The sequence below is a fragment of the Acinetobacter sp. genome (assembly GCF_036666595.1).
Taxonomy (GTDB): Bacteria; Pseudomonadota; Gammaproteobacteria; order Pseudomonadales; family Moraxellaceae; genus Acinetobacter.
The window spans coordinates 462298-477342 of record NZ_JAVWVO010000001.1 but is presented as its reverse complement, the minus strand read 5'-3'; the positions used below and the strand labels follow the sequence as shown (position 1 = coordinate 477342).

13 protein-coding genes are annotated in these 15045 nt (G+C 40.4%); 6 read left to right on the top strand and 7 right to left on the bottom strand.

All coding sequences use genetic code 11. The features are described 5' to 3' along the window. Nucleotides 1-60: 60 nt before the first annotated feature. The 3 genes from RR876_RS02265 to RR876_RS02255 form a co-directional block, all read right to left on the bottom strand. Nucleotides 61-1608: a hypothetical protein gene (locus tag RR876_RS02265; RefSeq protein ID WP_332477459.1), complete on the bottom strand. Its 1548-nt coding sequence runs from the start codon at nucleotides 1606-1608 to the stop codon at nucleotides 61-63. A gap of 142 nt (nucleotides 1609-1750) precedes the next feature. Then, complete coding sequence (locus RR876_RS02260; protein WP_332477460.1) at nucleotides 1751-1918, bottom strand: hypothetical protein; 168 nt, start codon at nucleotides 1916-1918, stop codon at nucleotides 1751-1753. Between the two features lie 129 nt (nucleotides 1919-2047). After that, nucleotides 2048-2665 (bottom strand): rhomboid family intramembrane serine protease, encoded by a 618-nt coding sequence (locus tag RR876_RS02255; RefSeq protein WP_026056446.1) that lies wholly within the window; start codon nucleotides 2663-2665, stop codon nucleotides 2048-2050. 160 nt (nucleotides 2666-2825) lie between these two features. Between RR876_RS02255 and nfuA the strand changes: the two genes are divergently transcribed. From nfuA to RR876_RS02240, 3 genes are all read left to right on the top strand, one after another. Further along, the gene (gene nfuA / locus RR876_RS02250) at nucleotides 2826-3464 is read left to right on the top strand and encodes a Fe-S biogenesis protein NfuA (protein ID WP_332477461.1); all 639 of its coding nucleotides are present in this window, start codon (nucleotides 2826-2828) and stop codon (nucleotides 3462-3464) included. Nucleotides 3465-3688: 224 nt separating this feature from the next. Next, nucleotides 3689-5719: a TonB-dependent receptor gene (locus RR876_RS02245; RefSeq protein ID WP_332477462.1), complete on the top strand. Its 2031-nt coding sequence runs from the start codon at nucleotides 3689-3691 to the stop codon at nucleotides 5717-5719. Nucleotides 5720-6001: 282 nt separating this feature from the next. Next, nucleotides 6002-7249, top strand: coding sequence for a class I SAM-dependent methyltransferase (locus tag RR876_RS02240; protein ID WP_332477463.1), 1248 nt, complete (start codon nucleotides 6002-6004; stop codon nucleotides 7247-7249). Between the two features lie 73 nt (nucleotides 7250-7322). On the opposite strand, the gene RR876_RS02235 is transcribed toward RR876_RS02240, so the two are convergent. Further along, entirely contained in the window at nucleotides 7323-8324 is a 1002-nt protein-coding gene (locus RR876_RS02235) for a hypothetical protein (protein WP_332477464.1), read from the bottom strand. A gap of 15 nt (nucleotides 8325-8339) precedes the next feature. After that, nucleotides 8340-9371, bottom strand: a complete 1032-nt coding sequence (locus tag RR876_RS02230; RefSeq protein ID WP_148826457.1) for an alpha/beta hydrolase — start codon at nucleotides 9369-9371, stop codon at nucleotides 8340-8342. Between the two features lie 310 nt (nucleotides 9372-9681). Here RR876_RS02230 and RR876_RS02225 point away from each other — a divergent pair, with 310 nt between their 5' ends. Beyond that, nucleotides 9682-10296, top strand: a complete 615-nt coding sequence (locus RR876_RS02225) for a carbonic anhydrase (RefSeq protein WP_004981036.1) — start codon at nucleotides 9682-9684, stop codon at nucleotides 10294-10296. A gap of 30 nt (nucleotides 10297-10326) precedes the next feature. On the opposite strand, the gene RR876_RS02220 is transcribed toward RR876_RS02225, so the two are convergent. Continuing rightward, nucleotides 10327-10968, bottom strand: coding sequence for an arylesterase (locus RR876_RS02220; RefSeq protein ID WP_332477465.1), 642 nt, complete (start codon nucleotides 10966-10968; stop codon nucleotides 10327-10329). A gap of 11 nt (nucleotides 10969-10979) precedes the next feature. On the opposite strand from RR876_RS02220, the gene RR876_RS02215 reads away from it, so the two are divergent. Further along, the gene (locus RR876_RS02215; RefSeq protein ID WP_332477466.1) at nucleotides 10980-11708 is read left to right on the top strand and encodes an ABC transporter ATP-binding protein; all 729 of its coding nucleotides are present in this window, start codon (nucleotides 10980-10982) and stop codon (nucleotides 11706-11708) included. 1 nt (nucleotide 11709) lies between these two features. Beyond that, a complete protein-coding gene (locus RR876_RS02210) occupies nucleotides 11710-14199 on the top strand; it encodes an FtsX-like permease family protein (RefSeq protein ID WP_332477467.1) in 2490 nt (829 codons plus the stop codon). Between the two features lie 30 nt (nucleotides 14200-14229). Here the strand turns inward: RR876_RS02210 and RR876_RS02205 are convergent, their stop codons facing one another. After that, entirely contained in the window at nucleotides 14230-15045 is an 816-nt protein-coding gene (locus RR876_RS02205) for a rhomboid family intramembrane serine protease (RefSeq protein ID WP_332477468.1), read from the bottom strand.

The following is a 15045-nucleotide window of genomic DNA, read 5'->3' as shown; positions in this document are numbered from 1 at the left end:
ACGCTACTCAAGGTAGCGTTTTTTTAGCTCTGTATTTTATTGAAGTGGGTATTTAAGGTCTTACTTTTTCAGTAAAGCAAATACTTTGTTGAGTGGTAGCTTGTCTGCGGCAAAACCATAAAGTGCTGCAAAAGGCAGGGCAGTTCTAGCCAAGTAAGCTACACGCCATAAGCCACCGTGGTTGGCACCATGCATCATCAGCTCTAAAGGATGTTCAAGTTTGTTCTCTGGATTGGCTACAGACTCAGGATTACGCAGGTCATGGATCCATAAAGCCGCCATAATGGCATTGGTGGTTGCTGGCTTAAAGGCTTCAACATCAAACAAGCTCGCCCCATTAAATGCGGCTTTGAGCAGTGGATTTTTGGTGACTGAGTGTGTGGTGGTTGATGGTGCAATATTAATGCTGACCCGCTGACCTTCTGAGCGAGCAAGCGTTGCACGCCACTGCTGAATACGTTTAGCCAATGCATAGTTCGGCCCTTGTTCAATGACTAAGCAGTCGGTGATGCCATAAGACTTGTCATTATCCGACTCGACGAGCTCATGTAGGTTTTTCTTAAAAAATAGTTGTCCGCTGAGGGTTGAAATACTTTTGCTAATCATTTGCTGCGTTTTAGAGCGCCCACTGAACTTTTGCTCAGACGCTGTAATGACTTCCTCTGGAACTGCATAGACATCGGTAGGTGTACACATATACATCAAACTGGTATCTGCTTTTTGTGCACTGACATATTGCATGATCGCATCCATTGCAACGGAAACGCGGACATGTTTTTCACCATCCAAATAAGCAATCGCAGCCAAATCTAACTGATGTGGGTTTTGTACCAACCATTGTGCAATTTCAGGTACTTGTGTCAGTAGGTTTGCACCGAGTTTTTCTTTTAAAACAGCGACAGATGTTTCTGCACTCAGCGCTTCAACCGATGGGGCATATAGCGTGGCATTGCCGTGTTGAATGGTGTCTAAAATTTTGCTCCACACGCGTCTATTGGGTAAATCAACCGCCACAATATTGGCTTTCCATTGGGCTAACCATGTGAGTGGACCAGCTTCAGATGCCGCACCGAACAAAACCAGAGTACGGTCAGATAAATCAAACCATTCAGGATGCTCCACACAGGCAATCAGTGCTTCAGCGTGACTGGGTTCAATCACCCCAGCATCTAACCATGTTTGGATTTGTGCGAGTAAGGCGTCACCTTTGAGTTGTTGGCCTTTATAAGGCACTGACCACTCAGGTGCAGCATCACTTTCACCTTTGAGTTTGATGGTATGCAGCGCTGTAGTTTTAAGTGACATCACATCTTTGAGGAGATGTTTTTGCCCATCCCGATAAAACTCAAACACATTGTGTGCTTTGTTGAGTCCATCTTGCGCAATTTGAATTGGCGCAATTTGATTGCGAATCCCAAATTCAACTAAGGATTTAAAATAGTGTGGATAAAGTTTACGCCAGTTTTTTTCTGTAAGTGCGGCCACAGAGGTTTGGTGGTCAACATTGGCTAAAGCCTCGGCAATAATCTCTTTCCCTGTGCGTGATGTACTGACTTTTTTTGTTTTCGAGTAAATTGGAAATTGAAGACCGTCTAATGGATTGGACATGCAAGAAATCTCACTCAATTTTGCTATTTATATACAGTTGTAAACATTATCTATGCCAAATCAAATTCCTGCTTAGCATTTCATGACAAAATTGTGTGAATGTATGTAATAAAAAGCCTTCTCATAGAGAAGGCTTTTAAGTTTAGCAGCGACCTTTTTTGGCTTGTCCCGGGGGGCAGAAATCGCCTTGGCCATGAGGATAATAAGAACGATCAGGATCGACCACGATACTCCCTTCAGGGGTGTGTACCGCACAGGCTGTAAAACTGAGGCTGATCATCAAGGTTGCCAATATAGACATTATTTTCATCGCAATTTCCTTGGTTTATAGCTGTCCTGATGTTTATTGTAAAAATCAGGACCACCCATTGCTGTGAAAAAATGTTACTGAGCCAGTATGCATATTGATGCAAGCCATTTGAAACCTAGGGGCTCAGCTTTAAAAAGGTAACTGGGTTAATTTGCTCAGAAAGTGGGGGATAAGACGCGGCTCTAAAATTAAGGTCATGATGACCCCATAAGCAGCTCCCCAAAGGTGGGCGCTATGATTGATGTTGGAGTTGCCTTTTTTACCTGACCAGATGCTATAGGCCACGTACAACACTGCAAAAATAATCGCAGGCACGGGAATAAAAAACACAAAAATCAGCTTCCAAGGTTCAAACAACACATAAGCGAACAATACCGCAGAGACCGCACCAGAAGCACCAAGGCTTGCCCAGCGCACATCATTTTTATGTTTTAAATAACTGGGTAAAATGGCAAAAATTAAACCACCCAGATAAAACAAAATAAAGCCTAACTCATAAAAGTATTGGCGGTAAAAACTTTCAATAATGCTGCCAAAGAAAAACAAGGTAAACATATTGAACAGAAGATGCATACCATCGGCATGAATAAAGCCATGTGTAATAAAACGATCGTATTGTCCACGTTGCATCGCAGGAGGCCAGAAAATCAGACGGTTCATCACGTTCTGATTTGAAAAAGCCACCATAGAAATAATGACAGTAATAATAATGATCGTAACTGTATGATTAAAAGGTAAATCCAACATTTCTGAGATGTTCTGCATATAACTATCTTGTGGTCATAATGCCATTAAATTGAGCGAAAAGATGAACTTTCACAATAAATCCGACAATTTTGGTTGATTTTTTTTAATTACCCCGCATCTTCAGTTAAAATAGCAACTTCAGCTTGAGGAAATGATTGTTATGTCGACTGAGAACAGCAGCACTGCAGTTGCAGAGGAAATTCCAAACTTATTGATTACTCCAACTGCACAAGAGTATTTACGTGATTTATTAGAAAAACAAAATACACCAGGCATTGCTGTACGTGTATTTGTTGAAAATCCGGGTACACCACGTGCTGAATGTTGTATGGCATATAGCGCGCCTGAAGAAGTGATCCCAACCGATTACCGCCAAGATTATCCAGACTTTCCTGCATATATCGATACACAGTCTATTCCATATTTATTAGATGCAGTGATTGATTACAACAAAGACCGTTTTGGTGGGCAGTTAACTTTCCGTGCACCAAATTCGAAAGTGCCACGCGTAGGCCCTGATGCATCGATTGAAGAGCGTATTACGTATATTCTTCAGTCTGAAATTAACCCAGGTCTAGCAGGACATGGGGGTAACTGTGCATTGGTTGAAGTTGTTGAAGATGAAGAACATGGTTTAACAGCTGTACTGAAGTTTGGCGGTGGTTGCCAAGGTTGTTCAGCAATTGATGTCACGTTGAAACAGGGTGTTGAAACGACTCTGCAACAACACATTCCTGAGTTACGTCGTGTTATTGACCAGACGGATCATACGCAGGCAGAAGGCGCGTACTTCAAATAATTTTAAACCATTTTACTAAATAGCCTCCTTAAATTAGGAGGTTATATTTTATCTAAAGGTAAAATGTAACTGAGAATAATTATCAATATACATTGCAATATGTTTATCATTTGTTAAGATACCCTACGAAATTTACACAATCTCTCCTTCTTTTGTATTTGGGTGTATACGTTATGGGTAAGAATTTGACGAAATCAGCTCTGGCTTTGGCTGTGGTAGGGACAATGAGTTCATTAGCAATGGCAAATGAGGCCGAGGAAACTACAAAAGAAAAAGAAGCAGCACAGCTACAAACGATTGTTGTTTCTGCAACAGGTTCTGAGCAAAATATTGCTGATGCACCTGCGTCAATTTCTGTGATTACGGCTGAAGAACTAGAAAAAAAATCTTATAGTGATGTCACAGATGCCCTTAAAAATGTCCCTGGGGTTAATATTATCGGAAATGGTCCAGATAAAAGTATCTCTATTCGGGGTATGGGGGCTGACTACACACTATTTTTGATTGACGGAAAACCTGCGCAAGGTGGAGATGCATATAAAATTCGAGGTGGATATCCAGGTGCTCAAGTAAGCTATATGCCACCAGTTGAAGCCATTGAAAGAATTGAGGTCATTCGCGGACCCGCATCTGCATTGTATGGTTCTGATGCAATTGGTGGGGTCATCAACATCATCACGAAAAAGCATTCAGATAAACTTATTGCAAGTTTAAGAACAGAGTATATCAAAGCTGATTCTTCAAATATTGTAAATAATGATACCAAAAATACAACCGTTTATGTAAATGCTCCACTGATTGATAAAACGCTATCTTTCCAATTTAATGCTGGATTGATGGATCGAGATGAAAAGGATAATGCAGGTAAAACAACTTCAGTAAGTGGTGCAGATTCTGAATTTAAACGAGAAAATGTCAGTGGTAAATTTATATTTACGGCAAATGAACATAATACGATTAGTGCTGGATACTCTTATAGTTTACAGGAAAGGAATACAACTCCTGGCAAAAGTATTGCAGAAGGCACGCTCAATGCTATGACTGGTGTTATTACACCAAATACTGCAAGTGGTACAAAAATCGAAAGAACCAATGTCAATATTGATCATCAATTGAAATATGATGAGTTTGCTATTAACTCTTATATCACACGTGATAAAGATAAAAGTTTCACACAAGGCAACGAATTTGAAACGCTTGTAGCAAATACTCAAGGTGTATATTACTTTGCTAATAACTCTTTGACTGTAGGCGCAAACTATAAAAAAGAAAAAATTCATACTGATGGACAGCACAATGCAAGTAAGATAACAACAGACTTAGAAAGATATCAATGGGCATTATTTGCAGAGGATACTTGGCAAGCTACAGATGATTTGGCTTTAACATTCAGTGGACGTTATGATCACAACGAAGTATTTGGGGGTGAATTCTCTCCAAAAGCGTATGCCGTTTATAAATTGACTGATGGCTTAAACTTGAAAGGTGGGGTGACAAGCGGATATAAAGCACCTAGTCTTAGAAACTCATTCCCTGATTTTGCAGAAGCATCTATGGGCGGGGCGATGATTGGAAATCCTGATTTAACGCCTGAGAAAAGTCTAAACTACGAAGCTGGTGTTGCTTATGAGAATCATGATATTGGATTATCTGGAAGTTTTATGGTCTTCAAAACAGATTTTAAAGATAAAATCATGAGAACACCTACGCTAGATGGAAGTACAACAGCTGGAAGTGATTTTTATTTAAAATACCCGCAATTCCCTGTTAATACAGCCGGTTATACTACATATTATAATGTTGGTGAATCTGAAAGTAAGGGGATAGAGCTTACAACGGAATACTACATTTTAGATAATTTAAAATATAGACAGGCTTATACATATAATAAGACCGAGATCAAAGATGGTGCACGAAAAGGTGAAGCATTTACAGACTCACCTAAACATATGTTTAATGCTGGCTTAGATTATGATGTGAATGATCAAGTATTATTGTGGACACAAGTAAATTATAACGGTAAAACAGGCGGTAGTGAAGTAGGTGCACAAGGAAGTCTTGGGCTAGAGAAGAGAGCTTATACGACTCTTGATTTAGGTGCAGTGTATAACTATGATAAAAAACTACAATTTTTAGCTGGTGTTTATAATATAGCAAATGAAAAAAATAAAGAAGCTGATTTAACACTGAATAGAACAGATGAAAGGGATATAGATGGGAGACGATATAGCATTGCTATGAATCTTAAGTTTTAAAAGACCACTCGTAAAATATTAGTTTTAGCTTTTATTTACCCTATAAATCAAGAATATTTTTTTTGGTTTATAGGGGGGGTAAATTGTAATCTATATCAATCTTTCTAAATAAATTACAATTTCTTGAGATACAATGTTCCTCGTAGTAAATACTGTTCATCACTACATCTCTCATATTGGCTTATAGTGGTAGGTAGTATAAGTCGACTTTTATGATGCTAATCTTAATTTGATATTCTGAATTGGTATTCTCTCACTAACCAGCACTGAAATAGGACGACAATGAATAAGCAAAATGGTTATGTTTTGGATACCACATATCCAGTTTTCTTTTATAAAGAAATGCAACCACTTTGGTTAAAAACCATTGTTAGTTTTTTAGGCTTTCAAACACCAGATATTACAGAAGAATTTTCATATTTAGAATTAGGCTGTGCAACAGGAGTTAATTTAATCGTTGCAGCTATAAATAACCCACATGGAAATTTTGTGGGCATTGATTTTAATCAACAACATATTGAGAAAGCAAAACAATTAGCAAATTCAATTGGGGCTAAAAATATAAAATTTATTCATACTGATTTTGCACGTTTTTTGGTAGAAAATAAGTGTAAATTTGATTTTATTGTCAATCATGGGACATTTTCCTGGGTTTCGCCTGAAGTTCAAAAAAATATTTTAGACATCGTGGCACATTTTTTAAATAATACAGGTTTATTTTATTTACATTATATGTGCTATCCAGCAAGTGCTTCATTGCATTCAGTACAAAAGCTATTAAGTTTGGTAGATCATCATACAGATAATTCATCCTTAAAAAGTATAGAGCTAGGAAAAAAATTATTCGATGAACTCAATCGTGCAGATGCTTTTATTGATAATTCAAGAATAGATGCTATTGTAAGGACTTTAAATCAAGATCACTCATATTTAGTACATGAGTTTTTAACTGATTATTGGCAGCCCTTATATAGTGTTGATGTACACCAAATGGTTTTTCAAGCTACGCAAAGCAATTATATCGGTAGTGCAAATAGCATTGAAAATTTGGAAAGTTTAAGTATTCCTGCAAAGCTGAAAACAATTGTCGAAAATATTAACGCACCTGCATTGAAGGAATATGTAAAAGATTTGGCAAGAAATGCAAAACAGCGCATGGATGTTTTTCAATATCAACCACATATATTGAATAATGCCGAGCATTCAGAAATTATCAATCAGATAGAATTTAAACTTCTACCTGATGCACCCAAAAATAGCGATGTTACTTTCCGCACACCCATCGGTGATATTAATGCCCCACAAGAAGTTATTTCTCCAATGTTTGAGAGTCTGGTAAAAAAAGACATGCGATTTGATGAATTGTTAGATTTATCTGCTTTTAAAGATCAACCAATGTTCTTAATCGAAACAATTTTTCTTGCCATGAATGCAGGTTATTTACACCCAACTTTAACCCATATAGATCAAAATCAGGTGAGAAAGTTTAATGAGATGATGCAAAAGGAAGGGATTAAGATCAGAATGTAACGCTATTTTTAATGATAGAGTTTAATGTACAGGTCTTTGTAAATCTATTCTTAGATTAACTGATGGCACTTTTTTAGAGCTTTAAAATCGCTTGTGCTTGGTCAGAATAATAAAACTGTTCTAAATAATAACGTGCTCGATCACGTAAGTAATGTGATCGGATGAGCTCTTGAATAATAGGATTCAACAAATCTTGAAGTTCATTTTGAATTAAAGCTTCGTCGATATTTAAGTCACGTAGGAGTAAATCAAAAGGTCGTTCTTGGTTACGAATGTACCAAGCGTAAACACCATCATGCACCTGTTGCTGCAGATAGTCTGTTTGACGCATATGCTCCCAAATTTCGTGCCCCATAGCGACGGTTTGAGGCAAGTCCTGTACTTCAATATAATTTTTCAAAACTGATAAAGGCATATCTTTGATTTTGTGCCAGATGTTGGCTTGAAAGTGATATAGCTTTTCATCATTAAAGTTTTGATTTAACACCTGTTCGCTCATTTGACTGAGTTTTAAGATGTTCTTTTGCAAATAATGTCCGATGGTGTCATTTAGGTTTGAGTCTGTGACGGTTTCGAGTACCGATTTCCCCATTTTCATAAAACTAGAAACACCCGGCACACGTTTAGTCATCACCGAGTTGTTTAAATAGTCTTGAATCGAGTGCTGAATCAACTGGGTAATCATGGCTGAAAAAGCTGGGTTATTTACCACGGTTTTAATCAGGCGTTGACGGTGCCCACTTTTACTCGCGACATACTGCGCAATTTTATCGATGGTGAGTACAGGAATCACATCGGCAATTTTTGTTGATTCATTGACGGGATGAATTAAAGAAAACTTAATGTGCTCAGCAATTTGTGAGATTAGATGATCGGTTGCAGGTGTGGCTAGGATTTGTTTTTGCAACAACGCATTTATGTCTTCAAAGCTCCACAGTTGCTGCAAAGTTTGTTTTCTAAACCAGTGATAAAAGAGGGTGAATTCATTTTGTACGGTACTTGCTTGCGAAAACTCATGATCTAAAAAATTAAGATGAGCTTCAATGAGCTGCTCAATCATCGGGTGTTTCTGCATACGTACTCAACAAAATTAATTTAGTGGAATCAGTTTATCAGCCAATGGATTTTTTAACTTTTGTGTTTTTGCAAGAAAAGGCAGGTAGTGCTGTGCAACTGCTTGTTCTGCCTCCAAAAGTGGCATATGACCAACATTGTTAAGGATGACAGGAGCTTCAGCGCGTTTCAATAAGGATTTGAGCTCATTCGCCACTTCCACATTGATAATTTTGTCCTGCTTACCCCACAAAATGAGGGTGGGCGCTTCAATATTTCGGGTCACTCGAGCAAAGGAGTCAGTGGTATAAATTCGGTTCAAGGTCACCAATTGATCAATCACTTTACTGTTTTTTTCAGCCTGAGTAATTAACTGTTTTTCTTGGGCGCGTTTTAAATAATAGGGCATTTTGATTGGGGTTTGCATGACACGTTGCATCACGTCATCTAAATCGCCTGGTTTGCTCACAATCAAGTGTTTTAAGTATTGCGGGTCTTTGGCATAGTTGGTGTTTGCATTTTTATAAATGCCTGCACTGTTTAATAAAAACAAACTTTGCGTGTCAAAAGGGTATTGCGCGGCATATAGGGTTGCAATTGAACCACCGATGGAATGTCCTGCAACATTCAGCTTATCTTGTATGTGAATGGCCTCAACAAAACGACGGAGTCGCTCTGTGACATTTGGCATAGAGAGATCAAAATCATCAGGGACTTTGGTATCGCCGTTGGTCGGAAGGTCGGGGATGACTACGTGGTAATAGGGGGTTAGAAACTGTGCCACTCGGTTCCAATTGTCCCGATTTCCAGCAAAACCATGAATCAGCAAAATAGTCGGTTTATCAACTGCACCGCCTTCGTTATAACTCCAAACGATGTCATCCACTTTAAGTGTTTTGGTTTTTAAGCCAGCGGTGACGCGTTCTTGTAGAAGGTAGCTTTGTAAACTGAGTTTGTCTTTGATGATGGTATTTTCGACCGCATGGCTGGCGAAAGAAAATGACAAAGCTAAGGCGAATAGACCGGCCTTTAGACTTTGTTTCAAGACGGATTTTGAGCGCATCATCATGGTTCATCCTTAAACGGAGATGAATGAAAAAACTGACCGAATAAGATAAAAATGCTCTGATTTTGAATAGTTTTTATGTTTATTTACAGGTCTGTTTGATTCTAATAGCTTTCATGCAAATGTCATTAATTATTTATTTGAAAGGATATACTGCATTTGGATAAAGTGTGAACTGTATAACGATTTGTTTGAGATAAAATGCAAATTTAAAATCAAGCAAAAAAAGAAGCTGCTATGTTTTTTGCAAGTGACAATCAATTTCGCTGGGATTAAACTAGTCCAACTTAATAACAACCGAGTGGGAAAGGGAATGCTAACAGCTCAAGAAGCTTTAAGCCGTCTAAAACAAGGTAACCAACGTTTTGTCGCGGGTGAGACAACCCACCATAAGCAATTGTCTCACCAAGCACGAGCAGAGATGGCGGAAGACCAAAATCCATTTGCCATTGTACTGGGATGTTCTGATTCTCGTGTGCCTGCAGAAATGGTTTTTGACCAAGGTTTGGGCGATCTGTTTGTGATTCGTGTTGCAGGAAATGTAGTTGCACCTTCACAGGTTGGCAGTGTTGAGTTTGCGGCTGAGCGTTATGACTGTGCGGTAGTTGTGGTACTTGGTCATAGCCACTGTGGCGCGATTCAAGCCACCATTGACACTCTGATGAACCCAGATAGCCCACCTTCTGCAAACTTGATGTCGATTGTAAACCGTGTCCGTCCTTCGGTTGAAACTCTGATGCAAACTGAACTGAAACATGACTTATGCAAACTGTCTAAACATGCGGTACGTTCAAATGTATTTGCCTCTGTAAATCAGTTACGTCATGGCTCAGCTGTGCTTGAAAGCTTGATTGCCAAAGGCAAGTTACAAGTGGTTGGCGCTGAGTACTCACTTGAAAGTGGTGAAGTGGTTTTTTTTGACTTCTGATCAGCGGATATGATCAGAATAAAAGGCGCTTTATAAAGCGCCTTTTATGTAGGGATAAGCTAAATTTAATAAAATAGGCTGTGCTTTGCCATTTGGATGGACCAAATCTTTTTGCATCAAGCTGTTATTTCCCGCTACACCTTCCAAAAAGAAAGGCAGTAATTTCACTTTGTATTGTTGACTGACCACTTTGTAATTATTTTCAAATGCCTTGCTATAGGCTGTGCCATAGTTTGGTGGCATTTTCATTCCCAAGACAACCACGGTGGCATTGGCTTTTTGACTCTGTTGAATCAATTGCGCTAAATTTTTTTGAATCATCTGAGGTGGCTGACCCCGCAGTCCATCATTCCCGCCAAGTTCAATCACCACTACATTTGGCTTGTGTGTTTGCAACAGTTTGGGTAAACGAGCCAAAGCGCCACTGGTGGTTTCACCACTCACACTGGCATTGACCACTTTATGCTGTTTCGGATACTGTTGGTCTAACCGTTTTTGCAGTAAATTTACCCATGCTTGCTGTGGTTCTATGCCATAACCTGCACTAATGCTATCTCCTAAAACCATCACGGTTTTTGCCAAAACCCAAGTGGGGCTTAAGCACAGTGCAAGCAAAACCAAGTATGAACTGATACGTTTTTTAAATTTACGATTTTGCACGAATATTTGCATATAGGGATGTTATGACCCAAGTTCACAGTGATGTAAGCATCATGCCACAAGTGATTATTTCTGCCCAGCAACTGACACAAAAGATTAAACTTCCGCAAAAAGAACTGACCATTTTCTCAGATTTGAGTCTGAGCATCGCAGCAGGTGAACAAGTCGCGATTACAGGACGTTCAGGCTCAGGAAAGTCTACCTTACTGGGTATTTTGGCGACTTTAGATCAGGCCAGCAGTGGTGAGCTAATCGTTTGCGGTGCAAGTATTTCCAAGCTCAATGAAGAACAGCGTGCGAATGTGCGTTTGAAGCATATTGGCTTTGTGTTTCAGTCCTTTCAACTGCTGCCACACCTGACTGCGGTTGAAAATGTGATGCTGCCGTTACGGCTTCATGCATCCTTTAACTTCGCTGAAGCGGAGCAACGCGCTTTGAGTTTGTTGCAAAAGGTTGGATTAGAGCGACAGGCCACCCAAACACCGAAGGTACTTTCGGGTGGGGAGCAGCAGCGCGTCGCAATTGCCCGTGCGCTTATTGCTGAGCCAAAAATTATCTTTGCCGATGAACCAACAGGAAATTTAGACAGTCAAACTGCGCGAGAAATTGAGCAATTATTATTTCAATTGAACCGTGAGTTGGGTACGACCCTCATTTTAGTGACGCATGACCATACGCTTGCAGAACAGTGCCAGCGTCATTTTGAATTACTCGATGGTCAGTTGATCGAACATCCTCGAACGGGAGGATAAAATGAATTCTCTATTTCAGCCCTTACTGAAGCAAAGTTTTAAAAGTAGCGGCGTGTATTTATTGATTATTGCGTTGATTCTCGCGATCAGTGCAACGACCGCGCTGAAGTTTAGTAACGAGCAAATTCAAAATGCTGTAGCTCTGCAAGCCGCCGAGATGCTAGCAGGGGATTTGGTGCTAACAGACAGCCAAAAACTCGACCCGAAATGGAAAGCACAAGCGACAGCTCTTAATTTAAAACAATCCGAAGTCACTGTCTTTAGTTCAATGGCATATACAGATGATCAGTTTGTTATGGTCAATGTCAAAGCCATCGATCAAGCTTTTCCACTGCGTGGTGAGTTACGCATTCAGCCTGCGGCGAAGCATATTGCTTCAGGTGAAGTTTGGTTGAGTCAGCGTGCTAAGGATTTGCTACAGGTTAAACTGGGCGATCAGCTGAATATTGCAGATGGTACTTTCAAGGTGACAGGCTTGATTGAGCATGATTCCAATCAAGAGTTAGGCTTTTCTGGGTTCTCGCCGACGGTGATTATTTCTGAAGCGGATATTGCCAAGACCAATGCCATACAAGTCGGTAGTCGTATTGACTATCGTCTACTGATGGCAGGTACAGCACAAAATACCCAGCAGTTTGAAGCAAATTTTAAGAAGCAAAATGTAGCACCTATGGACGTAGATGCGGCAGCTCAAAGAGTCAATGCTGAAGAGCCACAAAACAGCTTACGCCTACGCAATGCCAGTGAGGGCAATACCCGTTTAATGAAACCAATTGCAAATTTGGACACTTTTTTGCAGTTGGCGAATATCTTAACGATTTTGCTGTGTGGTATTGCGATTGCTTTGACCAGCCAACGCTTTGTGCAACAAAACCAAGATCACATTGCCTTATTACGTTGTATGGGGGCTGCGAAGTCACAAATTCTCTGGGCTTACCTCAGCTTATTAGGTGTGGTGTTCTTGCTCGCTATGCTGGTCGGGAGTGCAGTAGGGGTGGGGCTGGGTTATGGCTTGTTACAGTTGATGTTACAACTGATTCCACACTTAAGTATTGCATTTTCAGCGTGGGATATGCTGCTCGGGCCGATTCCGATTGCCATGTTGACCAGTGCCGTAGTGCTACTGGGTTTTGTCTTACCGAGTTTTTGGGAGCTTTTGAATACGCCGCCGATCCGTGTCATTCGCAGTCAAGAAAAATCGGTTTCGTCTATGTTTTGGATGCTGCTCGCAGGAACGGCAAGTCTGGTGCTGTTTAGTATCGTTCTGACTGAAAACATGGTACTGACAGCCATGGTCATTGGTGCGATTATTATTCTGTGTGCAGTGCTATACAATGTGGTCTGGCTGAGTTTGAAGTTTATCCGTAGCTTGAAAAATGCGGTTTCTGCCTATGTTCGCACACCTTATCAAACTGCATTTCAGATTACCGCTTTGGCTTTGGGACTTAGTTTAATTACGGTCTTAGCCGTGCTACGCACTGATTTGCTAGAACGTTGGCAGCAGCAAATTCCTGCGGGAACGCCCAATCAGTTTGTATATGGTTTACCGCCTTTTGACATGCCTGAGTTAAAAGCACAAATTGAGCAGAACCACTGGAACAGTACGCCGCTCTATCCCAATATTCGAGGTAGACTGATTGCCAAAAATGGACAGCCTTTTGCTGCGGATTTGGTCAAGCAAAATAACTCCTTACGCCGCGAGTTAAATTTAACCCAAGCAGACAGTTATCCTAAAGATAATGTAATTGTCTCTGGAGCATCAAAACTCGCAGCAAAAGGACAAGTTTCGGTAGAAGCCAATACCGCAACAGAGCTTGGGATAAAAGTGGGGGATCAACTGACCTTTAGCTTACCTGAGGGTGTCATTCACGCCAAAGTGGCGAACTTAAGAATTGTAGAATGGGAAAGTTTTAGCCCAAACTTCTTCTTTATTTTTGCACCTCAAACTATGGATGAAAATGCGGGCAGTTATTTGGGCAGTTTCTATGTGCCTGAGTCTGACAAAGCGAAATTGGTTAGCATTATTCAGCAATTTTCCAATACCGTCTTTATTGATGTCAGTTTAATTTTAGATGAAATTAAGCGCATCGTGACGGTGCTGGTGCAGATTGTCACGATCCTTGCAGTTTTAGTGAGTATTTCAGGTATTTTGGTTTTAATTGCTTGCCTGAACTTACTTATGGATGAGCGTAAACGTGAAGTCGCATTGTTACGTTCATTTGGTGGTTCCAAGCAAAAACTCAGAACCATGCTCAGTCTAGAAATTGGCTTTATTGGTTTTATGGCAGGTGTGGTTTCTTGTTTATTTGCTGAAGCGATAAGTGCTGTCGCATGTTATCGCATGGGATTAGCCATTCAGCCACACTGGGAAATCTGGCTCATTTTACCACTGTTCATGACCTTACTCTGCGCGCTGATTGGGCGTTATCGCTTAAGTTATCTCAGTGATATTCCACCTTTACAAAGTTTAAGAGAGATCAATCAATCGTGATTGATCTCTTAATATGTTAAGTGTTGAATCTTAGAAATTGAGCTGTTGACGCATCATCATTAACACTTCTGACCATACGGGTTGAATATAGACCACAAGGTTTTGGCAGTGTAAGTAAAACCAATACGAACCGCAGGCTGCCAAAACAAGGCTCAGCGGCATAATCCAACGCTGCTGCGTTTTTTGGGAGAGATACCAAAGTGCCGCCAAAACAGCACCCATCAACATGCCGCCAATATGTGCGGCATTATTAATACCTGAAATCATAAAGCCCATGGCTAAGTTGATGCCCATCACAATGAGCAAAGTCTTTTTATCTAAAATAAAACGTTGCTGTGGGAGCATCGGCAGTAGCGATAGAACCGTCAGTGCTGCCCCCAGTCCCATGACCGCACCTGAAGCCCCTGCACCGACACGCGGCAAGAGTTCAGGGTTTGCTAAACCCACACGAATTAGTTCATAACTGTCTTGGATGGCGATATAACCACTGAGCAAGCTACCCATCAGGCCCGCAAGGACATATAGCGCAAGAAAATAGACACGTCCAAACATTTGCTCTAGCACACTGCCAAAAATATACAGCGCCCACATGTTCAACATGAGGTGAACCAAGCCAAAATGAAAGAACATACTGCTCAATAAACGCATTGGTTCAGCCAAGAAGGTGAGCGGTGCATAGTCTGCTCCCCAGCGTATGGCATCAGCCGTACTTGGATTGCTGACATCCATGCCATGCAGGACTTGCCAAAAAAACAGCCCAACATTCACGGCAATAATGACAGCGGTAATCCACCATAAATGTACGTCAAATTTTGTTTTGATTTGCGGAGGTGTAAGCTCGGTCAT